We start from the raw sequence: 24744 nt of genomic DNA, 5'->3' as shown, positions 1-24744 counted from the left end.
CTTATTGATTGTAACTGACATGGAAACTAATAAACTCGAATATAGCAATCAATATGCAAACGATCTGCTTGGGTTAAATGTGAATGCTGAAAATAACTTATTTGATATTCTTTCAAAGGCTAGTTCTATTTTATTTGAAAGCTATATTAAACCCGCTATTTTTAGTGTCGGCTCTTGCGAAGAAATACAGATATCTTTACTTTTAAGTGATAAAAAGAAAGCACCAGCAGTTGCTCATATCAAGCTTTTGGATTCAAAACTATACTGGTCAATTTACGTTGCGGCGGCTCGTGATAAGCTCTATCAAGAGCTGCTGGCCGCAAGGGAACACCTAGAAAGTAAAACTGAAAAGCTAACGCTTCTTACCAGAATAGATCCGCTGACGAGTTTAGATAATCGACGAGCTGCTACAGACGATTTAGCTAAAATCATTAATCAGCTAAAAAGGCAGTTTATGCCGGTGTCGTTTTTAACCATTGATATTGATTGGTTTAAAAAAATTAATGATCGCTTTGGCCATAACCGAGGGGATGAAGTGTTAACTGAACTATCATGTATTTTAAAACGGGTTACACGTGCTAGTGATATTGTTGCACGCTGGGGTGGAGAGGAGTTTTTAGTTGTACTATATAAAGCAAACCTTGAAGATACTCGCGCTTTTTGCAAACGCTTGCACGAAGAAGCCAGAAAAGTGAAACCAAGCTCAGACAGTACATTGTCTATTTGCATTGGTGTATCCGTTTTACAACCTGAGGATTTAGTTTATCCGGACGTAATCGACATGCAGATCAATAAAGCTGACGAAGCGTTATATAGAGCTAAAAATAGTGGCCGTAATAGAACTGAATTTTATGAAGAGGTAGTCCCAGATTGACTGTAACGTTTTATAAATACCTTTATAGGCACACGATCCGAAATTATTAAAAATAATGAAAGTTACATTGATAGTTGCTTTTTCCCAGCTGTGCCTGCAATTTTTTTGCTCTGATAATAATTTGCTTGTCATGTTGTGAGGGGGAAAGCCAAATCGAAGCCTTACTTTCATCAGCTAAGTATATAAACCGTTCTAATGAAGATGCTATTGAAGCTTGCGTTAGCGCTGATTGGCCCTTTTCTATTTGCTGATAAAAAATTGTATTATCAGCCAACTTACTAATAACTGTTTGATACCCAAGTTCCATCAGGAGCTTAAACCCGATAAATCCACTCACAGTTGCACCAAGTAAAAATGCAATAACCGCTATACTTGCTTTGTTCATTTTTACCCCGAGATATTTCAATCTTTTGTGATGGATGCATCAGCCCTAACATGTATTATATAAAGTAGACTATTTTACTTTTTAAACTCTCCATACAACCAGCTAAAAAACTTAATAAATGGGTAATAGAGTAAACTAAACATAATCAAATGCATTAGTAGAGGGATTACATTATAAGTCCCTATATGAAAGCGATAAGTCACCTCAAGCCTATCTATAACAAACGCTGCCAATAGAATGACACATACACTGGTTATGAATCTTACAAAATTGTATTCTTTTTCCCTACTCAATTCCAATAATCCCTTAATAACACCAAATAGTGCTTTGTTTTTTAAATTAATTGTACATATTATAGTTAAAACTGATTGTATCAACTACACACCACGCTAACAAAGAAAGTCAAGGTTGAAGGTCGACAATTAAGCAAAAAGAGCATTTTAAAGGGAATCAACATCTCGTTATGGTTTGAAGGGTAAACGGTTTGCTGATCATATTTAATCAATGCTTAAGCAACGGTTCTAAGCATTGAAACAATTATTAACTTCCTCGACAATAACACCCCTGCGCTTGTGTAACGGTTAAGCGTGAATTAAACCCTGCTTGCAAATTATTCATTACAAGTTCCACAAAGCCATTGGAAGATGAGCAAGCAACACCTTCTGAAAGTGGTCCCGCATAGGCAAGTTCTCCTGCAGAATCGACAAGTACAGCACCAGGTCTATTTGGCAACAGTTCTTTGCTCATTTTAGCGGCATCTAATACCTTTACTTTAACATCGTAAGTATTTGCTAATGAGGTTAGCTGCTCTACATGGTCCGCTGAACGTTTAGAACAACCACATTCGGAATCAATAACAATAGTTAAAATAGCATCGCTTGGGTTTTGCCATTGAGTTTGTTTTTTAAAGTCATCAAGCCAACCATTTTTTAACAGTTTTTGTTGCGGATCAAAAGTACTGATTGATGAAAATTGAAAATAGACAAGCCCTGCTACAACGCTGATGAACCATATAAGAATAATGGCGTAAAGCTTGATGTTTTTCTTACTTAAATTTTGCAATGCTTTGCTCTAGAACATCGATGCTTACATCAATCATTTGCACTTTAGCCGTTAGCTTAGCAACAATCGCTGAATCTTGCTCCTGACTCATACGTAACGCGTCTGCACTCGCTGATATCTGTTCTGTATTACCTACCTGCTCAGCGACAACTTTCGCCACAGAGGTCGTACTGCTAGCAACCGTTTCTATTTGCTGCGACATGCCTAAAATATTCTCTTTCATAGTGAAGCTAATATCTGTTAGCTCTTCTACCACACTCATACATTGGTTCATCGACTGAGTTGATGTTTGACTATTACTTACTAAATCTTTAAGGGTATTTGAAATTTTATCTGTAATTTTTTTGCTGCTATTTGCAAGAGAGCGCACTTCATCCGCAACGACCGCGAAACCTCTCCCCTGTTCCCCGGCTCTAGCCGCTTCGATCGCTGCATTTAAAGCAAGTAAATTAGTTTGCTCTGCAATGCCTGATATCTCATTGAGGAGGTTAGATATTACATCCCCAGCTGCAACAAGTAATTTTATTTGTTCATCTGTATGATTTAAGTGACCACGTAACTCTTGGCTTTTGTCATCTGTTTTTTCAACATCACTTAACGTGTCTCCTGCGGCCAATGTAATTGCGTCAACCTGTTGTTTCAATACATTGCTTTCGTGCTCTACCGACGTAAAACCATGAGCAACGGAACTGCCTGAGTGCGCTATATCATTAGTTTGCTGGGCACGTTTATCGGCAGCAGCGGCAAGTTCATCATGGACCTCAACCAATTCTTTGGAATTACTCTTCAACGAAAAAGACTGCATCTTAACTTGTTCAATCACTGTATTTAAAGACTCCAAAAGCGAGTTAAACCCTTGAACTGTAGTATTTTTTGTTTCATCGGCGCGGGTTGAAAGTAGAACATGCTCAGGATCATTCATTATTTTATCAGTGGCTGCGGTAAGTGATAGTCCTACACGGCGCTCTCTTTGCAAAGTGATAGCAATATAGCCAGCAACCAAAGCCTCAACAATAGCGTAGGCAGCATGAATGATAACCGTGCTAAACGCTAAACGGTCTGGATCAAAAACGTAAAAGCCTGAGTTTTGAGTCTGCAAGAAATAAAATGAAAGGTGATGAATGGCTACTAATACAATGGCAGTTATGAATACCTGCCATTGCACAAACATAATTAAGACAGCCATTAAAATAAATATTTCAAAGTGCACCTCAATTAAGCCAAACGATTGTTGAATGTGCAAAAATGAAAACATAATAAGCGCAGCGCTTGCAACATGTGCCGTTAACTTGCGTTCAGGGTGTGTCCTTAGCAACCAAATAGGCAATATACACAGGGGAAGACCTATTAAAAAAGCAGGCATCAGAGTTGAAAAATAAATGCCTAGAGCGACTGACTCAACAAAAAGCAAAGCAAATAAAACTGTAAAAAGACGGCTTCTATCAGTCATGTATACCCCTAAAAAATAGTAGTTTAAACGTTTATTACATTCTTTTAGATCATTTGATGATAAAAAATTCGAGGTGCCCTACTGCGCACAGCAAAGTTACTTTAGTATTATAGGTTACTTTACGATATTAAGTATTTTTTTAAAGGTTACAGAATTTGCCACTTCTGCCCATTGAAAAATAATACTTTCTGCACTTGTAATCACCGCACCAGCACTTTGCAATTGATTAAGCGCAATATCACGATGGATTTCTTTGCGTGAGCAAATACCGTCAGCAATCACAAACACCCTGTAGTCATGAGCAAGTAAATCTAAACATGTCTGTAGTACACACACATGTGCTTCCATTCCAACAACAATAATCTGGGGTTTATTGTAATCTGCAAGAAGCTGTTTAAATCCATTTTCTTTAAAAGCACTAAAATGCGTTTTATCAAAATAAGTTGCCCCATTTAACACTGCTTTTAATGCCTCATCCGTGGTGCCTAACCCTTGTTTGTACTGCTCTGTTACAAGCTGTGGAATATCATACAGCTTAGCAGCGCTAGCAAGCTGTTCGGTCACATGTTTAATTTGCTCAAACTGAGCCATCACAGGACTTAACTTACTTTGAATATCAATTACTAACAGAAGGCTTTGTGAACAACTTACTGAGAATGTTTTTTCCATGTTAGTTCCTTATTATAAGCGTAATTTATTGGCGCATTTTTTTTACACTTGTTAAAAATACACTTATAATTCACTCATTAATACACTATTGCTATGCTATATTAGTCTGTAGTAACGAATTGAGCAGGGTCAACTTATACGTGCGCTTCAGTACTTTTTTTATGCTAATCTTAGCCATGATGTATGCTATTTGTACCCAAAAGGCATATGCTAACAACTATGCCCAACAATTGCAGCGCTTGTCGCCTGATGAAGGCCTTTCACAAGGTTATGTCACTGATATTCTTCAAGATGATTTAGGCTACATTTGGGTTGGCACCCTCCAAGGCCTTAATCGTTTTGATGGCTACAAAGTCAATATCCTCCCTGCTTTTGATCAATATTCTATCGTTTTACTTAAGAAAACACGCGATAACAAGATTCTTGTATCTACAGAATTTTCTGGTGCCTTTATAATTGATCCAATCACATTGGCCGCAGAACAGATTTATTCAGGTAAATTAAATAAAGAAGATAAAGTGTTTTCACCTATCCTCGCGGTGGCTCAAGACGAAAATGCATTTTACTTTGCAATTAATCACCACGTTTATTTTTATAACACGACCACAAAGTCAATGTCCCGCGAGTTCTCAATTAACAAAGAAGACCATATTGTAAGAGCGCTCACTGTTAATAAAAATTACCTGTACATAGGCACAAGTAACGGCCTTTACTCTAAATCAATCATTGATGATTACACAACAAAAATCCCATTTTTGCCCGAGTCAAAACAAAATGATTACAACACAAACGTTAAATATCTATCCATCGATGAACAGCTTAGTTTGATAATCGGAACTGTTGAAGGACTTTACTCCATCGACTTAATCCAAGGTACAAAGCTTGACTTAGCAAACGTTAAAACACTGGTGAACGACAATAACATTTGGGACTATACAACAACACAATACGGCGACTTCATAGCAACTGAAGCTGGCCTTTACCAATACCACAGCCAAAGCGGCCAAAAAGAGCTAATCCTTAAATTTGACCAAAGTAAGTTTCACTTTACAGATAACACAATACTTAAAGTATTAGTCGATAAATCTGGGGGTATGTGGTTAGCATCACGCTCTCAGGGGGTTTTTACGTGGCCAACACTCGCTCGACGCTTCAGTAATATTCAAATAACCCATAGTGGGAAATTACACAACAACGTTATTTATAGCGTGTTTCAAGATGAACAGAATTCAATTTGGTTAGGTACAGAAAATGGGATATCTCATCTTGATAATGATTATAAAAGCACTACTTTTTTAGATACCCTAGATGAGAAAGCATTCTATGGTGAGTTTAGTGTGTATGGCATTACAAACGCAGATCTAGGTGAACCTACTCGCTATTTATGGCTGTTGTTGTATGAAGGCCTAGCTCTTTTTGATAAGCAAACTAAACAGCTTGTGCCTCTTCCCTCACAAGGACTAACAAATGATGTTATTAATCAACCGGGTGTATATGGTTTTCATCAAATAACAGCTGACACTTTCGCATTCTTCAACAGTGATAATTATTACCTATATGATGGAAAAACAGGGAAAACTCGCATTATTAAAGGTCTTCGAGACCTACTTGACCCTGAAACTTCTTATGCATTTTTAAAACCCCTTTCAAATAAGCCTGATGAGTTACTTATAAGTGTTTCTGGTGCGCTATACCGCTATAACGAGACAACACAAAAACTGACCTTAATCTATGAAGTTGAGAACTATAACCCCCTTACATATGTTGTCACCTACGACACGGTTATCGACTACAACAATACACTATGGCTTGCCTCTTCGCATGAAGGACTCATTGCATTAGATGCAACAACATATGAAGAAAGAACTCGCATTAATTTTGCTCAAGGTATTAATACTAAGTCTATTTTTGCATTACAAATAGATCAGTTTGGCTTTCTATGGGCAAGTAGCCAGAATGGTTTATATCGCGTAAATCTAAACACACTGCAAATAAACGCTTATTCCGTTAAAGATGGGTTAACAGTTAATGAGTTTAACCTTGATTCACATTCTTTACTTAATGATGGCCGCATTGCTTTTGGCACTACTTTGGGATTGTTGACATTAGCACCGCAGGATTTTTTAAGTGTGCCATATTCAGAAGAAAATTTAAAAACACAGATCACTGCAATTGAATTATTTTCGAGGGATCTTAATTATCACCCTGAACAATATAAAAACGACGTATTACAATTAAGTGCTGAAGATATGGGCTTGGAAGTTAGTTTCTCTAACTTTGATTTTTTAAATATCGACAAAACAAGCTATAAGGTAACTTTGAAAGGCCCGACTTCGTTTACTTATGATAAGTACAAAAAGAATAAAGTCTTTTTTACAAAGCTTGCACCAGGAAACTATCAACTCTCTATTGCTGCTTACCTTAACAATAGCAATGGTATGAGCAAACCCACAAAGCTTAATTTTAATGTTGCCTATGCGCCGTGGCGTTCGCCATTGGCATTATTTGTATATGGACTAATTTCTTTATCTATTGTTTTTATTATTGTTTGGCAATACAGAACAAAACGCAACACAATCGAAAACTCCCACAAGCGAGTTTTACTATCTCAACAACAAACAGACTTGGCACTAAACAGTAGTAATAGTGGGGTATGGGAGGTCAATTTAAGCACAAGTTCAGGCTCACAAAACCGTTTAACCCAAGAGCTTGGGTATCAGGTGACTAGTCATGAAGTCGGTGTTAAAGAATTTGGCCAACTAATACATCCAGATGATAAAGCACATTTAATAAAAGCATGGAACGAATTCGTCTCTAATAATAGTAATAATCAATGGCAAGCTACATACAGGCTTAAACATGCAAAAGGGCATTGGCTTTGGTATCAAGATACAGGCCGTGTATCACAAAGAAACGAACAGGGCGAAATAACCAAGGTCTCTGGTATTTACACCAACATTACCCAACACAGAGCCAACGCTCAACTTGCTGCAGTTTTAGGTGAGGCCTTTAGCCAAATAAATGATTGGCTACTCATTTTAGATAGTAATTATCAGCCTATTTCTGTTAATAACAGCTTTTCAGATGCATTTTCTATTAATTCAGATGCAGATAAGCTCAATATAAAACGATTTTTATCCGCTTTAGGTAAACGTCAATATGTTGAATATATCAATGTACTACGAACCTTAAAGGCAAAAGAAAACTGGCGTGGTGATGCATATATAAAAAGTAAAACAAACCCGTCACACCCTATCCATATCAGTATTACTGCTATTGCAAAGGAAACCAAAGCGATCAGTTATTACGTGATTGTTATTTCAGACTTAACAGAGCAAAAGCAAGCTGAGAACGAGTTACGCTATTTAGCGAATTACGACCCTTTAACAAAGTTACCTAACCGTACTTTGATGTACCAGAAAATCAATGAAGCCATTCAAGATGCCAATAAGAATGAAACTCTAGCAGCCTTACTATTTATCGATTTAGATAAATTTAAGCCTGTAAATGACTCCTTTGGGCATGCAGTAGGAGACCAGCTTCTTTGTAATATAACCCAGCGAATAAATAATATGTTGAGTAAAAACTCTGTCTTAGGCCGACAAAGCGGCGATGAGTTTTTATTATTGATACAAAACTTAAAATCACCTCAATCATTGAGTACTTTGGTTAAATCCGTTTCCGAAGAATTAGGAAAAAGGGTCGAAATTAATGACTTTGCTATTAATATTTCAGCAAGTATAGGTGTTGCTCTCTACCCTTTTGATGCCGACTCTGCGGATATGTTAATTCGCCACTCTGATATTGCCATGATGCATGCTAAGCAAGCAGGTAGAAATGGCTTTAAGTTTTTCACAGAGCAAATGAATGACAAAATCACCCAAAAACTCCTGTTAGAAAATGCTTTGAAGGATGCGTTTAAAGATGATTTATTATTCAACTATTATCAACCCATAGTTAATAATAAAACTAAAAAAATCAATGCGGTTGAGTTATTGATGCGTTGGAAACACGAGGACAACTTTGTATCTCCCGCTAAGTTTATTCCTATCGCAGAGGAAGCAGGCTTAATTGATGTGTTGACTGAACAAGTGTTAGACAGAGCTTTAAGCGAGCTCTCTTCGTTACTGCGCTCAAATCCTCGATTTTATCTTTCGCTAAATTTATCACCGGTACACATTTTGAAATCTAATCTAAGTGAGCGACTGCTTCTAATTTTAGCCCGTCATCATATTAAGCCATCTCAACTGCGGTTAGAGATCACTGAAAACACCTTGCTAGAAGACAAAGAAAAAGCATCAAAACAATTACATTCACTGAGAAATGCAGGGTTTAAGTTATTACTTGATGATTTTGGTACTGGCTACTCTTCATTGACTTATTTAAGTCAATTTCCAATTGATGTTATTAAGATAGACCAGAGCTTTGTCAGAAATATCGGCTCTGACGCTTCAAATGAATCAATTATCAAAACAATTTACTTGCTTGCTGAGAACTTAGGGCTTTATTGTATTGCTGAAGGTGTTGAGACACTTGAGCAGATAGAGTTTCTAAACAAGCTGGGCTGTCACGATTTTCAAGGTTATTACTTTGCCAAACCGATGCCAGCAACTGAACTCTTAAAAGAGTCGACGCTAAATCAAGTAATAAAGCAATTAGACTGTATTTAATTGTTCGCCCACTTAACTAAGCAGTTATATAATTGAGCTCTATCAACGGGTTTTGATATGAAGTCGTTCATACCTACCTGTAAACATTTTTTCTTATCTTCTTCAAAGGCATTAGCAGTGATAGCAATAATTGTGACTGGGCCGAACTGTTGCGCATTTTTGCGTATTTCTCTGGTACATTGATAACCGTCCATATTCGGCATCTGACAATCCATTAATATCAGATCAAATTCGTGCTTGCGCATACACGAAAGCGCTAATTCACCATCCCCAGCAGTCTGCAAAGAACACCGAGTGTCTGCCAACATTTTCGATATTACAATTTGATTAATAGGGTTATCCTCTACTAACAGAATACGAAAATTGGACAAGTCAGGTATTGCCATCTGCTTTTCTTCAATTTCAGCTGACTGCGCAAGCTCAATTGGTAATGATAAAGAAAAACAGCTCCCCTCGCCTACCACACTGCTTACCTCAAGCTTACCACCCATCAAGGTTAAAATACGCTGACAAATGGCTAACCCTAGCCCTGTGCCACCATAGTGCCGAGTTGTTGATATATCAGCCTGAGTAAACTCCTTAAACAAAGAAGCTTGTTGCGATTGCGAAATACCTATACCAGTATCTTGAACTGCGACTAGTAAATTCCCGTCTTTATGATCAACCTGTAATTTAATTTTACCTTTAGCTGTAAACTTACCTGCGTTGCTTAATAGGTTATTGATGACTTGGCTTAAACGCAACCCATCAACCAATATAACTTTGGGAACATTAGGCGCAATAAGTAACTCAAAAGTCACGCCTTCTTTAACGCCTGTATTACTAAACACTTGCCCAGCTTGATTAAGTAATTGACGCACGTTCACACTTTGGTCATCAAGTTTCAGCGCACCCGCCTCTATCTTAGAAAAGTCCAAAATGTCGTTTAATATCAATAATAGATTGTTTGCGCTCTGCTGGATCATTTGCAGTTGCTCGCAACTTTCATTTTCAAGCGTATTTTCGGTCAATAGAATATCCGTTAAACCAATAATGCCATTGAGAGGTGTTCGAATTTCATGACTCATATTGGCCAAAAATTGTGACTTAGCCTGACTTGCCTTATTAGCAAGAGCCACCGCTTTTATTAATTCGTTTGTTTTCTCGTTTACCTGCTCTTCCAGTTTATAATTGAAGTCTTTTAGCTTTGAATTGAGGGCTTTGTTTTCAATATTTGCTTGTTCAAGTTCATTAAAACTATTACTGAGCTTAATCGCCAGTACGCCAAATTGTTGTTGAAGATTGTGCACTTCTAGCCATGAGCGATTGTCATGAGACAAGGTAACTGTAGACTCCTTAGGATCAAACTCATCAATCTGTGTACTTAAATCTTCTATCGGCCTTACTAACCACCTAGACAAACGCGTGATAAATATACCTATGAGGACAATAATAACAAAGGCTAAAAACAGCGATTGAAGCCATGCGCCAGCTGCAACCAAATTAGCATGCTTTCTATTGAATAAAGTAATGACATACCACTGCTGCTCTGGAGATTTAAATAATTGAGCATAATATTGCTCACCATCAATTGTCTGCTCCATAATAGCTCGTTCATTGCCTTTAAGCTGCGCCAAGTCTGAGTTACTAATTGGGGTTAGTACAGGGTACTGCTTAGCTAATGTACTAAAAACAATTTGCTGACTAGCATCCAAAACAATAAGCTCGCCTTCATTATCAAAAAAGCTTGGTCTAAATTGCAATAATGTGCCAAATACCAGTGACCCTTCAACGATGCCTTGAAACTCACCATTTTTTACAATTGGTGCAGAAACTCCCACAATAGGAACATCGCCCAACCCACGACTCTCAAATATATTTGAGATATAACCGTTTGGTCTTTCTTTGCCAATAATGTAGTAATCCCTATCAGCAATGGATGGTGCGTCATCATTTAAACTTTCTTTAAGACTAATGGGATTAAATACACGAGCAATCGCATTTGCATCACTAATTATTGACGAGCGTAAATTTGGGTATTGCGCCATTAAGTTTTCAAGTGCAACCTCTTCATCCATCCCATGTTCAATTGCTTTTGCCGTTAACACTACCCCACGACGAAAATCATTTAAGTAAAGATCTATCTTGGCGGCAATATCTTTTGATTTATCCAGCAGCTGTGATTTAACCTCGTATTCGATACGAGTATAGTGGTTGTTTGTTAACAAAATGGTGGTTAACAACACAACGAGTACGACCAACAAACTCACTATATAGTTAAGAATTTGATACAAGGATAAGCCACTGCGTTGCCAAGTTTGCCTGATAAAGAAGAAGCTTATTAAATCAATAACGATTAATGTGATTGCAGCATTTAAAAAGTATTTAACTAAGGCTGTAAATACACCCAACAGGTGAATATCTACAACAAAAACGCCAATTAAACCAAGCAGCGGTAAACCTATAGTTAACCAATAGGCTATGCCTATAAAAAATAGTGGCTTAGCGCGGCAGTAGCAGAAATAATAGAGCCAAAAAACTTCCCCCATGAAAACGATCGAAGGCCAGCAATGTCCCCAGCGATAAAATATGAAAGCCGCACTAACACAACAAGCAAACAAGGCATAGCGCAAACCAAAGAACAAAAGGGAGAGTAAAACAAAAAGCTGGCCGAACAAAAACTCTGAACTGTCTAAAAACCAAAATGGCAATAAATTTGCAAAACCAGCTAGCACCGCCAGTATAATGGAGCAAAAAAGTACAAAATAACGATGCTGAAATATAACCAAGAACATGTCCTAATTATTAATAACTACCACTAAAAGTAAGGGAAAAAACCTTCTTTGCCAAGTTAAAGTTATTAAAAACTGTCCAATTTCAGAGTTAATGAAGGCATCCGTTACTTTCAATCTGTAAAACGCTTTCTGCGATATTAAACCGCTTAGCCAACAGCTGCTCTACTTTCAATCGACAAGCTTCATCATGCTTTTCTTTAGTGCAATGTTGTTTCAATACGACATGGGCACCTACAACTAGCTTCTTTTCGCGACGCGTTACTGTCACATTGTGGACATTTTCCACATGTTCAACTTGGCTGATCGATGATTCAATATCATTGACGTCTGGTAATTTGGCGTTACTTTGCGATAACCCTTTAACACAAGAGGTTATCACTTTAATTCCAGTGAAAAATACAAATAATGCGATAAGCATACTTGATAATATATCTATAACTGTCCAACCGGTGAGATAAATAAGGACACCTGCAATAAAAGTCGAAACAGTTGATATAAGATCAAAGAATGAATGAAGAAATACAGCATATACGTTAATGCTTGCTTTACGCCCTTTATATAATACCCATGCAGCAGCGCCATGAAATAAGAATCCAATCGCAGCGATTACAGACATTAAATAACTATTTACAGCAACACCTTCTCCCTCATGGTGATGAAGTAATCTCTCACCTCCCTCAAACAAAATAACCAAGCTGATCGCTAAATAAAGACAACCATTGATTAAGCCGCCCGTTAACTCAGCTTTTTGATAACCATCGTTATATGTTTTGGCCAAATGAATTGCTAAGCTAGATGCTAATAAAGCAATAAAAAGTGAGCTATTATGTACAAATAGATGCCCTGCATCTGCTAGCACGGCAAGAGAGTTTGCATAATAAGCACCCACGACTTGGATAATCATAAAAGAGCAAGTGATTGCAAGTGCAATTAAAAGGCGTCGCCGAGAAGCTTTATGCGTCGTAATATCGGTCATGAAGGTGTGGTTTACCTGTATAAAATAGAAGGAAATAGCATCATTTATGAAAGAATCAAACAGTAATGATATACAATATCAATTATAATACTTCCCGAGCTCAAACGCACTAAAAAAGTCCCGCGCATAATACAGTGTGTAATATATTAATCAATTGCAGTCAAAAAGTACCATTTTTCAGTAATTGATTGTAAACTAACTATGTTAATAGGAAGTTATAGGGTTATTTACCATCGTGTCGTCAGCCAAAACGCAACTGGACTCCAAAACTATATGGTGTACTTTGCAAGCACTCCCTTATGCTATAATAATGCGCGATGCCTCGTCCTCGGTGCACTCAAACGCACTTGCAAGGAATATGTTCAACCTTCCTGAGCAAATCGAAATTACTTCTGAAAAATTAAAGCACATAACTATTACATCAACTTTATCACGCAATACAACTACACTGGCGACCTTCTTGTCTGCTGAACATGCATTAGCGGATGATGATTTTTTAATAAGCCCTTTACACAATAGAGTCCGTGTTAAACTTACAAATATAGATAACCGCACAAGCATTTATATTTTTGACCAATTGAATAATACCACTAAGTCCGATAACTTTGACGAAGTCATCGCTAAAATATCAAGCCAACTCATTGATATACAATCAGACAGTGTTGATAAGAAAATAGAAGATGTGCTACAAACAATAGGCACATTTTGTGATGCCGATCGGAGTTATTTGTTTCAATTTAGCCAAGATGGGATGCTGATGAGTAATACTCATGAGTGGGTCAATCACACCATAATTCCCTTTAAACAACGCTTACAGAATATTCCTCAAGAGGCTCTTCCGTACTTTTTTAGTAAGCTAAAAAGCGAGGGCGTTTTTATTGTCTCTGATGTGAATAAACTGCCTCATGAAGCCGCTCCAGAAAAAGCAGAATTTCAAGCTGAAGGTATAAAGTCCCTATTATGCATAGCATTACACTCTGAAAACGCCTTATTTGGATTTATAGGGTGTGACTGTGTGAGCAATGCACACGATTGGACAGAAACGGATTTAATTAGAATAAAATTAGTTGGTGAAATACTTACTAGCGCATTGAAAAATGCATCCTACAAGCTGCATATTGAACAAATGCAACAACAATTACTTAAAGTAAATAAAGAGCTAGAAACACAAGCCAATATTGATAGCTTGACTTCAATAGCAAACCGGCGCAGGTTTGATCAAACCTTAAAAACTGAAATTCTTCGAGCTGCGCGTGCCAACCAACCTCTCAGCTTAATAATTTGTGATATTGACTACTTTAAACTCTACAACGATAACTATGGCCACCAACAAGGTGATCAGGTTCTTAAAAAGGTAGCTAAAGCACTCCATCGACTATGTAAGCGCGAAGGAGATTTAGCAGCGCGTTACGGAGGTGAAGAGTTTGCAATTATTTTACCTTGCTTAGATAAAGAGCAATGCAGTCAATTTGCGCAGTTATTGCAAAAATGTATTAGCGAGTTGCAAATAGCCCACCCTTTTTCAAGTATATCTAAAAACCTGACTCTAAGTGTTGGTTGTTATACCGGTATTCCTGATAAAGCAACCACAGAGGACTCGATGATCCTCGCAGCAGACAGCGCTTTGTACATCGCTAAAAACTCAGGACGTAACACCATCAGCATATTTGATAAATAGCTTGTAGAGCCTTTTTATATGTCAGGCTGCTTAAACAACTTTTACTAGTCGAATTAATACACTAGTGGTAATCTGAAGTTAATTGCAATTGGACACATTTCAAAAACAAGCATCGTTGCTTGATTCTAAGGAGAGCACTTATGGACCCCATTACGCAAATTCTCAACATGGTTTTCACTGTTGAAGCGTTTTTACTTATCTTTGTTTTAGTGCTGCTTAAAAGTAGCGTTAAATTTGTTCCACAAAATCGCGCATGGTTAATAGAGCGCTTTGGTAAATACCAATCAACCAAAGAAGCGGGGCTGAATTTCATTGTACCATTTGTAGATCGCATTGCCGCCGATAGAAGCCTTAAAGAACAGGCACAAGATGTTCCTTCTCAATCAGCTATAACCAAAGACAACATTTCACTTATTGTAGATGGCGTGCTTTATTTCCGCGTACTAGACCCGTACAAAGCAACTTACGGTGTTGATGACTACGTTTTTGCAGTTACACAGTTATCACAAACCACTATGCGTTCTGAGCTTGGTAAAATGGAATTAGATAAAACCTTTGAAGAGCGAGATCTGTTAAATACAAATATCGTCACTGCAATTAACCAAGCGGCTGAGCCTTGGGGCATTCAAGTATTGCGCTATGAAATTAAAGACATTGTACCGCCACAATCTGTAATGGAAGCGATGGAAGCGCAAATGAAAGCGGAGCGTGTAAAACGAGCACAAATCTTAGAGTCAGAGGGTGATCGTCAAGCTAACATCAATGTCGCAGAAGGTAAGAAGCAAGCGCAAGTATTAGCTGCTGAAGCTGACAAAGCTGAACAAATACTGCAAGCAGAAGGTGAGGCAAAAGCAATCATAGCTGTCGCTGAAGCGCAAGCTGATGCACTGCGTAAAGTAGGTGAAGCAGCAGACACTGAAGAAGGTCAAAAAGCGATACAACTCGATTTAGCAACAAAAGCGATTGCCGCAAAAGAAGCCATTGCGCGTGAATCATCCGTTGTTTTGTTACCTGATAACGGCACCGATGCAAGCTCATTAGTCGCGCAAGGCATGTCAATTATCAACTCATTAAACCAAAAGCAAAAAAGCTAACACAGTGGAGTAACCGATGGAGTATATTGTTAATAATTTACCCGAAGCCTTAATGATCTTAGGTGTAATAGCTCTAATTATCGAAGTGGCTGTGCTTGGGCTATCGACATTTATACTGCTTTTTTTAGGCATCTCATTATTTTCAACCGGCCTGATGATGAACGTAGGCCTACTTGAAACATCACTAACGACAGCTCTTTGGAGTAATACACTGATCACCTCAGCGTGTGCTGTCTTATTGTGGAAACCGCTAAAGCGCATGCAAAACAACGTAGACAGCAAAGACATAAATAGCGACTTTGCTGAGCTAAATTTTATAATTAAAAATGATGTTGATGATTTAGGTTTAACTACGCATGCGTACTCTGGCATTAATTGGAAATTAAAAAGCCACCAACCATTACCTGCCGGAACCCATGTAAAAGTAATAAAAAAAGAAGTAGGCATACTTTGGGTTGAAGCAATCTAACACCGACTCTTCAAGCTCGATAACACAAGTAGCGTAGTTTTAAATACGCGCTACTTAACCACACATTTATGACCCCTTATTAATACCCAGCTAAGCGCTTATATTATTCTCAAAAAAGCAACAAAACAAAATATTAACAATTGATTTTATTGAAAAATAAATACTTTATAATTTCACTTACTGTGCAATTTTAGCTTGTTTATTGTCATATTTATCGATAGTTTATAAATCCAAAGCTATAAAAAAAAGTAACAATATGATCAGGGTTGAAAACCTTTGCCGTACCTACGGTGCCGGTGAAACAAAAGTGATGGCATTAAAAAATGTCTCATTACACATCAAGGAAGGTGAGTTTGTTGCTGTTATGGGCGCGTCCGGCTCAGGTAAATCCACCCTAATGAATATTTTAGGCTGCTTAGATACTCCTTCATCTGGTAACTACCTACTTTCTGGGGAAAGTATAAAAGAAATTGATGATATAAGTCTTTCATCAATTCGTAACAAAAAAATTGGGTTCATTTTTCAAACCTTTCATTTGCTAACCCGTTTAAGCGCACAAGACAACGTTGCTCTTCCACTTCGTTATACTGACATACCCAAACATCAAGCCAACGAGAGAGCCATGGCCATGTTAGACAAAGTGGGTCTTGAGACACGAGCACATCATAAGCCTTTTGAAATGTCCGGTGGTCAACGCCAGCGCGTTGCCATAGCAAGAGCGCTTATAAACGAGCCTAACGTCATATTTGCCGATGAGCCCACAGGAAACCTCGATAGCAAAACATCACATGAAATTATGGAATTACTCTGTACGCTTCATCAACAAGGCCATACCTTAGTCATGGTTACGCACGAAGAAGATATTGCAGCCTACGCGAAGCGTATTATCAGGATGAAAGACGGCGTCGTTATTGAGGACAGCGGATGTTAATTAAACAATACATTAAAACCAGTTTAGTATTCTTGCTGTGCTGCGTTACATATTCAACCCTTGCACAACCTCTGCTATTGAGTGGTGAGTTAAAAGCAAGTGAACAACAAACTTTTTATGCTCCTAAATCTGATAACTGGCGGGTACAAGTTCAGTGGATGATGGAAGAAGGAGACATTGCTCAACAAGGTGAAATTGTCGTTGTATTCGACAGTGGCTCTATCGCAACCAACATTGAACAAGATGAAGTAAGCTTGGAAGCGGCAAAAGAAGAGTCAGTCCGTATAACCACCAGCAATGAAGAAAAGCAAATTGAAGCTGAGTTTAACTATAAACGCACTGAACTATTAGTTCAACGAGCGCGCATTGATGCTGCCATTCCGCAAGATAACCTGAGCACATATGATTATCAAAAAAATCAACTTGAATTAGAAAAAGCATTAATTAATCGACAAAAATCTTCTGAAGAACTTATTCAAGTCAAAACTGAAAACATCGTCGCACATAACAAGCAACAGCTTATCATTGAGCAGCTAAAAACCGACTTGCAGTACAATAAAACTCAACTAGAAAGTATGACTATTTCAGCACTGCGCACAGGGCCTGTGCTCTATGCTAATCACCCATGGAACGGTGAAAAAGCGTTTGTAGGAATGACTGCGCAACCGGGTTGGCAAATTGCTGAAATTCCTGCCATGAGCGAGCTGTATATTGAAGCTTGGATCCACGAAATTGATTATAAAGACCTTAAAGTCGGACAACAGGCTGACCTGCTCTTTGATGCTTATTTGAAACACCCATTACAGGCCACACTTACTGAAATATCCACTCAACCAGAAGAGCGCTTACAATGGGGTAAAGATGCCTATTTTAGAGCGCGTTTTAACTTTACCGCACCTGGTTTAAATCTGTTACCTGGCATGAGTGCAAAATTAACAATGGGAGCTACTGGGCATGAATAAACAGGCCAATTATTTTAAAACGCTACTCATTGTGACCGCGCTATTTCTATCAGCCTGTAGTGAACCCGACAACCAGCACTTTAATGTAAAAAGCAACGATGTTGTGCTCACTGTAAAAGCTAATGGAGAATTAGAGTCATCTTCAAGTGCAATGATTGCCCCGCCCTCTGTGGCTCGTATGTGGCAATATCAAATAAAAACCATGCAACCAGAAAACAGCCATGTGAAAAAAGGCCAAGTAGTTATCTCATTCGATGATAAACCTGTTAGAGACAGGCTAATAGACAAGCAAGGCAAACTGGAAAGAGCAAAAAAACAACTCGAAAATGCGCAAAACAAAGAGTTAATAAAAGAACAAGAGCTGGCTCTTAAAGTTGCTGAAATGAAAATGAATTACGATAGAGCTAAGCGCAGAGCCCAGATAGTTGATAACTCACGCTCAGAGGTTGATCGTAAAAAATCACAGATTGATTTTACCATTGCGGACAATGACCTCACTCTTGCCAAGAGTAAACAAGCGTATCAACTACAAAGCAAAAAGCTTAATTTAAAAACTGCAGAAAGTAAGGTTGCGCGCCTTCAAAGCGAAGTTAACGGTTTCTTAAAGGATATTGAACGACTTAAAGTCAAGGCGCCTATTGATGGTTTAGTCACTTATAAAACTAATTATGAGGGCGAAAAGTCATCAATTGGCGAAAGCGTCCAGTTTGGTCAACCTGTTATTGAACTTGCTGTATTACAAGACATGCAAATCAAAGCGCAAATAGATGAACCTGACAGCGGTAAAATAGCGCCTGGCCAAATTGTAAAAATAACGATTGATGGCAGCTCTGAAATCGTTGTCTCAGGTAAAGTTAAACGTTTAGGCCGTGTGTTCACTGAAAAATCGCCTCAAGATAAGCGCCGTATTATTGATGCCATAGTGAGCATTGACGATCTTGATACCAGCATTATTCGTCCTGGATTGACTGCACGACTCGAAATAACAACCGCGGAACTTTCGCAGGTACTTAGTATTCCATTAGCGAGTATTCGATACGACCAAACAGGCCCTTATGTAACAACCACTGAAAACGATAAACAGTTTATTACGATAAGTCATTTTTCAGATAATATTGCTGTCGTTACAAGCGGTTTAAAAGTTGGTGATGAGGTGAAATTATGAAAACACATTTTACATTGATTGTTTTTTCATCAGCACTGTTAATTGCAGGATGTTCAAAAGAAAATATCGCACCAAGCGCATTGACATACACGGTTGAGCGACAAGAGTTTTTAACTGAAGTACAAGCTAAGGGTCACCTGATTGCGGCAAATGAGACCATTATTAGTACGCCAGCGTCATCAAAAGGACCACAAACAATAGCTTGGCTCATGCCTGAATACAGCCAAGTTAAAAAAGGGGATGTTATTGCCCGTTTTGACGGCGAGTTAATGCGCCGCCAAAGCCAAAAGCACAACAATAAAGCGGCTCAAACAGCACAAGATTTAACGCAAAAATCAGGGGCTATTGGTAAAGATAGAGCCATCCTAAATCACGATATTGTAATGGTAAATCAAGAAAAGCAATTTGCTGAAGATTATTCTATAGAAGATGAGCGTATTCGTTCAAAACTAGATATCTTAGAAACCCAACAAAACGTTGAATTTTTAAATGCTAAACACGATTATTTCGAATGGCAAACTAAGCGGTTTGAGCAAAGTGCTGCGGGGGAGATCATGTTATTAAAAATGCAGGAAGATCAATACACGCAAAAATTAGCCATGCTTAATACTAACCTGTCTCAACTTGAAATCATTGCCCCCCATGATGGACTGTTAACCCACAATACTAATTGGCGTGGTGAAAAGCCTCGTGCTGGCGAGACTTTATGGCCGGGTCAAAAAATTGCAGCCCTACCTGATATCAGCCAGATGCAATTAAAGCTGTATGTTCCTGAGCGAGAAGCAATCGATTTAGCGCCAGGCCAATCACTGCAATTTCAACTGATTGCTTTGCCTGAAAAGCAATTTAACGGCGAGGTCATTAACGTCTCCCCTTTTCCTAAGTCAATAAAGCGCGGCGACCCACAAAAGTATTACGAACTAAAGGCTAGCATTACAAAGCAGACGCCTATTTTGCGCCCAGGCTTAAAGCTTGATGCCCGTATTCTCGTTACTCCACGGAGTGAACGCTTGGTTGTACCTAAGCAAAGTGTATTTACTGAACAAAATGCACATTATGTCTACCTTGAACAATCTGGAGAGTTTGTAAAAACAACGGTTAAGTTGGGTAAACATAACTTAAGTCATGTTGAAATAGTAGATGGTTTAACAAGCAAAGATGTTATTTCACTGATAGATATAAAGGACATCCAATGAAGTATCTCAGTTTATTTATCGACACAACCATGGAGCTTGCACAGCATAAATTACGCACGCTGTTAACCTTGTTAGGCATGATCTTTGGTGTGGGCGCCGTTATAGCCATGCTTAATATTGGTGAAGGCGCTGAACGAGAAGCAATGAAAATGATTGACTCCATGGGCTTATATAACTTAATTGTAAATACCAAGGAATTTAATGAAGAAGAGTTAAAGGAGCAACGTAAGCATTCGGCAGGTTTGAGCTTGCGAGACGCGCAAGTTGCCCATGAGTCACTCCCATTTATAACCGATTTTGCATCACAAAAGAATGTTAAAACTTACCATATATTTAGTCAGTACACTGACAGCGATAGCCGAGCTATTGGGGTCAGTGCAAATTATTTTGCGTTGTCTCATTTTGAGCTATTTCAAGGTCGTTCGCTAAATCAAGCCGACAATAAGCACTTCGCACAAGTTGCATTACTTGGCGCAAACACGGCTAAACAGCTTTTTCCACTGGGCGATGCACTTGGTCAACAAATAAAGATTAATCACTTGTGGTTCGAAGTTGTAGGGATTTTGCAGGCGCCATATTTGAAAAAGAAAGAATTCCAAGGCATTAAATTGGGCAGTGAACAAAACCAAGTATTTATCCCATTAAGCACCGCATTACACCGCTTTGAAAATGGCTTACTTGAAAGCGAATTAAGCAGTTTGAAATTTGCAATTGATAAGTCTGTGGATCCAATAGTCGCGGCTCAAGCACTTAATCACTTACTCAAAAACCGCCACAGTGATATTGATGATTATGAATTAGTGATACCCGCAGCATTACTTGCACAACAAAAACAAACTCAACAAATTTTTAATATTGTGATGTCGTGTGTAGCTGGCATCTCTTTATTAGTTGGCGGTATTGGGATCATGAACATTATGTTAGCAACCGTTCTAGAGCGCACCAAAGAAATTGGTCTGCTTCGTGCTGTTGGTGCCACGCAAAAAGATATTCGAATACAATTTATTGCCGAGAGCTTTACCATTTCTATCTTCGGGGGCTTACTCGGTGTTGTATTTGGGATTGCTTTATCTGAGATTATTTCTATTTATTCGCAATGGGCTGTATCGTGGTCTATAACTGCCATTTTATTATCATTTAGTATTTGCGCGCTAGTAGGCTTAACTTTCGGTGTTTATCCTGCAATTAAGGCTTCACAGCTTGATCCCATTGAGGCATTGCAAAGTGATTGATAGTTACTTTAAAAAAATACCTAAATAACTTGAACGCTAAAGACGAATAAACACATTTGTTATTTAATATCAGCACATAGCAGTACATCTCTTAACCAGATTTTAGGTTGTATACGCTCGCAGAAAATATGAAATAGTAGAGGCCGAACATAATGAACTACCAAATAAGCTGTAATCAATCACGTTTAAATATTGATCTCATACATGCGTTCATTTGTGGCACGTATTGGGCGAAAGGGATCCCCATTGAGATTATGCGTAAGGCTATACAAAATTCTTTGTGTTTTGGCGTGTATCATGAGCAAGATGGACAAGTTGGTTTTGCCAGAGTCATCTCAGATTGCGCAACTTTTGGCTATTTAGCAGACGTATTCATTCTAAAAGAACACCGAGGCAAAGGTTTAAGCAAAATATTACTAACGGAAATTATGGCTCACCCTGATCTACAAAACCTCCGTCGCTTTTGTTTAGCGACAGCGGATGCCCATACATTGTATCAGCAGTTTGGTTTTACACCTTTAACTGCCCCTGAAACAATGATGGAAATTCGTGTCGCAGATGTATATCAGCGACTCTAATCAGTAAATCAGATCTTAAACGCTCCTACTTGCTCTTGTAATCTTGATGCAAGTTCAGCAAGTTCTTGTGAAGCTTGGGCATTTTGCTGTGAGCTCTCACTTACCGACGTAATACTTGAACTAAATTCATTGATATTGCTGCTTAATTCATTTGCGACTAATTGCTGTTCTTGGGTCGCAGTTGATACCTGCGTGTTCATATCAGATATTTCAGTAACTTCATGATTAATTTCACTTAACACTTGAGACGAGTACTGAGCATGATCAACACTTTCTTTTGCACTACTTTCAGCATTTTCCATTGCACCAACTGCTTGTTGCGCCATGTTTTGCAATTTAGTGATCATTTCATTGATACTGGCTGTCGCTTTTTGGGTATTGTGGGCGAGCTGCCTGACTTCATCTGCTACAACAGCAAAACCGCGACCAGAGTCACCAGCTCGTGCAGCTTCTATCGCCGCATTCAGAGCAAGCAAGTTAGTTTGCTCAGCAACCCCTTGAATCATCATTACTACTTGGTTTATCTCATTTGTTTGGGCGTTTAAATCCGTTATTAACACGGTATTTTGATTGACCAATGCAGACAAGGTATTAATCGACTCAATATTATCTGCTACGGCTTGCTGCCCTTGTTGCGCTTTTGTGTCGGCATTGACTGCTTTCTCTGATGTAGCACAGGCATTGTGCGCAACTTGCTCTATGGCGCTGCTCATTTGGGTAATTGCTGTTGCAATCATAGCTGACTGCTGCTCTTGCTCAGTAGCTGTGCTGGCAACTTGTATACTTATAGAGTTCATTTGTTCAGCAGCCGATGAAAGCGTTAAAGTCGCCCCTGCCATATCGGTTACTAGCGTATGAATTCGCGATAGCATAGCATTAAAATTCTGTGCAGTATCTGCTATCTCATCGCTTCCTTTTACCTCTGCTCTAAGCGTCAAATCGGCGCCACTCGCTATTTGAGTAATAGTGTGACGCAAACACATTACAGGGTTTTGTATTGACCGATAAATAAAATAAGCTACAACTAATAAAAGCAAAATGAGTATTACAATGGCTGCTATCATGGCGAATCTAATTAGTTGATAGTTTTCATCTGCTTGTTGTTTAAAGCTATTTGCCTCTTTAAGCTGTAAATCTATTAAATCTTGGTAACTGCTGCTAAGGGGATCAAAAAGCGTATAAAGATCTGCAACGAATTGCTTTTGCGATAATGATGAAAATTCGCCGTTGTTAATCGCCTTTAACAAAGCACTTAAATGCTCTTGCACTGGTAAAAGTTTATTTTCGACATTAGACACAAGCCGTAATTCTTCACTTGTCAGCGTTGTTTGTAAGTAGGCTTGCCATTGTTGCTCTGCTGTACTTTTAGCGTCGTTTACTGCAGATATAAGCGAAGTACGCTCAATAGTCCCTGCACGGTATTTATGCAACAAATCAACAATATTTACAGCATAATTATCTGATACCGTTTTTATCTGTTTAAGTGGAACAATACGGTCATCATATAAACTATCAATCCCTGATACTAATCGCCCCATGGTGCTTATTGAATAAATAGACACAATGGAAAATATTATTAAAGGCAGTAATGCTAATACAGCCAGGCGAGTACGAACTGAATAGTTATTTAACATCTCTATCTCGCAATACTTAATTGATAAAATTAGTATAATAGCAATTCTTAGTTTGCGTTATTTTTTATGCAATAAATTACACCTGTTAGGCTGAAGTGGTTATAATTAAAGTATTTAAACAAGGTAGGTATAGCATTATGCGCTTGCGTTCATTCACAAAGTTTGTTGGTTTTGTATTGCTATGTCATGTGTTTAGTTTGTGTGCGCAAGAAAACGTGATTAACCTTCACTTAGCAACGCCGAGTGATATCAATTCGCCAAAAAATGATTACATGCATGCATTGCTGCGTGCAAGCCTGAAAAAAGAAAACTTTGATGTTAAATTTACTTACTCAACCATCCCGATGAATCGTAAACGAGCCATTGAAGAGCTAAGCCACCAAGGCAGCATTAATTTAGCCTGGTTTTCTATGTCTAAAAGCGCACATTCAAACCTTGTTCACACCACACTCCCGCTGTACAAAGGTCTTCATGGAAAGCGATTGCTAATGATCAATCAGTCGCAACAACACCGCTTTGCAAATATCAATTCACTCGATGAGCTAAAACCACTCGTCGCTTTGCAAAAGCATACTTGGTCTGATTACGATGTCCTAATAAGGAATGGCCTAACAGTGAATGGCGAACATGACTATGATGTAATGCTTAAGTTATTAGCCACAGGATTGGCTGATTACTTTCCTCGTTCTGTCTCAGCAATTGCAACTGAAATAGCAAAACAACCTTACAAGCAGCTTATGATAGAACCTACAATAATGTTGCAATATGAAAATTTCTATCACTTCTATGCCCATAAAAAAGACCAGTTGCTCGTAACAAGACTACAACGTGGTTTATTAAAACTGCAACAAAGCGGTGAGTTCGACGAACTCTATCAACGTTATATTAGCCGCTCATACAGTGCTTTGAACTTACCTTCTAGAAAGGTATTTAACTTAAAATAAG

The 24744-nt window shown here is 38.3% G+C and carries 19 protein-coding genes; 12 read left to right on the top strand and 7 right to left on the bottom strand.

Annotated features, from left to right (window positions below):
* Positions 1–19 precede the first annotated feature (19 nt).
* A complete protein-coding gene (locus C7Y70_RS15390; RefSeq protein WP_167850836.1) occupies positions 20–874 on the top strand; it encodes a GGDEF domain-containing protein in 855 nt (284 codons plus the stop codon).
* Positions 875–920: 46 nt separating this feature from the next.
* Here C7Y70_RS15390 and C7Y70_RS15385 read toward each other — a convergent pair whose 3' ends face one another.
* From C7Y70_RS15385 to C7Y70_RS15370, 4 genes are all read right to left on the bottom strand, one after another.
* Entirely contained in the window at positions 921–1259 is a 339-nt protein-coding gene (locus C7Y70_RS15385) for a hypothetical protein (protein WP_135475662.1), read from the bottom strand.
* 540 nt (positions 1260–1799) lie between these two features.
* Complete coding sequence (locus C7Y70_RS15380; RefSeq protein ID WP_135475661.1) at positions 1800–2321, bottom strand: DUF6436 domain-containing protein; 522 nt, start codon at positions 2319–2321, stop codon at positions 1800–1802.
* Positions 2305–3771 (bottom strand): methyl-accepting chemotaxis protein, encoded by a 1467-nt coding sequence (locus C7Y70_RS15375; protein WP_135475659.1) that lies wholly within the window; start codon positions 3769–3771, stop codon positions 2305–2307. Before C7Y70_RS15375 ends, C7Y70_RS15380 begins: the two co-directional genes overlap by 17 nt.
* A 114-nt stretch (positions 3772–3885) precedes the next feature.
* Entirely contained in the window at positions 3886–4440 is a 555-nt protein-coding gene (locus C7Y70_RS15370) for an isochorismatase family protein (protein ID WP_135475658.1), read from the bottom strand.
* Between the two features lie 161 nt (positions 4441–4601).
* On the opposite strand from C7Y70_RS15370, the gene C7Y70_RS15365 reads away from it, so the two are divergent.
* Entirely contained in the window at positions 4602–9110 is a 4509-nt protein-coding gene (locus tag C7Y70_RS15365) for an EAL domain-containing protein (RefSeq protein ID WP_245321557.1), read from the top strand.
* Here C7Y70_RS15365 and C7Y70_RS15360 read toward each other — a convergent pair.
* Both C7Y70_RS15360 and C7Y70_RS15355 read right to left on the bottom strand, forming a co-directional pair.
* A complete protein-coding gene (locus tag C7Y70_RS15360) occupies positions 9107–11638 on the bottom strand; it encodes a response regulator (protein ID WP_245321556.1) in 2532 nt (843 codons plus the stop codon). The genes C7Y70_RS15365 and C7Y70_RS15360 overlap by 4 nt on opposite strands.
* A gap of 334 nt (positions 11639–11972) precedes the next feature.
* Positions 11973–12860, bottom strand: a complete 888-nt coding sequence (locus C7Y70_RS15355; RefSeq protein ID WP_135475654.1) for a cation diffusion facilitator family transporter — start codon at positions 12858–12860, stop codon at positions 11973–11975.
* 358 nt (positions 12861–13218) lie between these two features.
* Here C7Y70_RS15355 and C7Y70_RS15350 point away from each other — a divergent pair, with 358 nt between their 5' ends.
* From C7Y70_RS15350 to C7Y70_RS15310, 9 genes are all read left to right on the top strand, one after another.
* Complete coding sequence (locus C7Y70_RS15350; RefSeq protein ID WP_245321555.1) at positions 13219–14538, top strand: diguanylate cyclase; 1320 nt, start codon at positions 13219–13221, stop codon at positions 14536–14538.
* Positions 14539–14678: 140 nt separating this feature from the next.
* Positions 14679–15632: a slipin family protein gene (locus C7Y70_RS15345; RefSeq protein WP_099297416.1), complete on the top strand. Its 954-nt coding sequence runs from the start codon at positions 14679–14681 to the stop codon at positions 15630–15632.
* 16 nt (positions 15633–15648) lie between these two features.
* Positions 15649–16101 (top strand): NfeD family protein, encoded by a 453-nt coding sequence (locus C7Y70_RS15340; RefSeq protein ID WP_135475652.1) that lies wholly within the window; start codon positions 15649–15651, stop codon positions 16099–16101.
* A 256-nt stretch (positions 16102–16357) separates the two neighbouring features.
* The gene (locus C7Y70_RS15335) at positions 16358–17032 is read left to right on the top strand and encodes an ABC transporter ATP-binding protein (protein ID WP_135475651.1); all 675 of its coding nucleotides are present in this window, start codon (positions 16358–16360) and stop codon (positions 17030–17032) included.
* Positions 17026–17994: an HlyD family secretion protein gene (locus C7Y70_RS15330; RefSeq protein ID WP_135475649.1), complete on the top strand. Its 969-nt coding sequence runs from the start codon at positions 17026–17028 to the stop codon at positions 17992–17994. The genes C7Y70_RS15335 and C7Y70_RS15330 overlap by 7 nt, the downstream gene beginning before the upstream one ends.
* On the top strand, positions 17987–19159 hold the full coding sequence (locus C7Y70_RS15325) for an HlyD family efflux transporter periplasmic adaptor subunit (RefSeq protein WP_135475647.1): 1173 nt from the start codon (positions 17987–17989) through the stop codon (positions 19157–19159). The genes C7Y70_RS15330 and C7Y70_RS15325 overlap by 8 nt, the downstream gene beginning before the upstream one ends.
* Positions 19156–20355, top strand: a complete 1200-nt coding sequence (locus C7Y70_RS15320; protein WP_135475645.1) for an efflux RND transporter periplasmic adaptor subunit — start codon at positions 19156–19158, stop codon at positions 20353–20355. Before C7Y70_RS15325 ends, C7Y70_RS15320 begins: the two co-directional genes overlap by 4 nt.
* Entirely contained in the window at positions 20352–21587 is a 1236-nt protein-coding gene (locus C7Y70_RS15315; RefSeq protein ID WP_099297428.1) for an ABC transporter permease, read from the top strand. The genes C7Y70_RS15320 and C7Y70_RS15315 overlap by 4 nt, the downstream gene beginning before the upstream one ends.
* A gap of 152 nt (positions 21588–21739) precedes the next feature.
* Complete coding sequence (locus tag C7Y70_RS15310; protein ID WP_135475643.1) at positions 21740–22165, top strand: GNAT family N-acetyltransferase; 426 nt, start codon at positions 21740–21742, stop codon at positions 22163–22165.
* Positions 22166–22173: 8 nt separating this feature from the next.
* Here C7Y70_RS15310 and C7Y70_RS15305 read toward each other — a convergent pair whose 3' ends face one another.
* Complete coding sequence (locus C7Y70_RS15305; RefSeq protein WP_135475641.1) at positions 22174–23799, bottom strand: methyl-accepting chemotaxis protein; 1626 nt, start codon at positions 23797–23799, stop codon at positions 22174–22176.
* A gap of 137 nt (positions 23800–23936) precedes the next feature.
* Between C7Y70_RS15305 and C7Y70_RS15300 the strand changes: the two genes are divergently transcribed.
* Positions 23937–24743, top strand: a complete 807-nt coding sequence (locus C7Y70_RS15300) for a transporter substrate-binding domain-containing protein (protein WP_135475639.1) — start codon at positions 23937–23939, stop codon at positions 24741–24743.
* Position 24744 lies beyond the last annotated feature (1 nt).

The sequence above is a fragment of the Pseudoalteromonas sp. KS88 genome (genome assembly GCF_004766475.1).
Lineage (GTDB): Bacteria > Pseudomonadota > Gammaproteobacteria > Enterobacterales > Alteromonadaceae > Pseudoalteromonas.
This window is presented reverse-complemented; position numbering and strand designations above follow the sequence as displayed.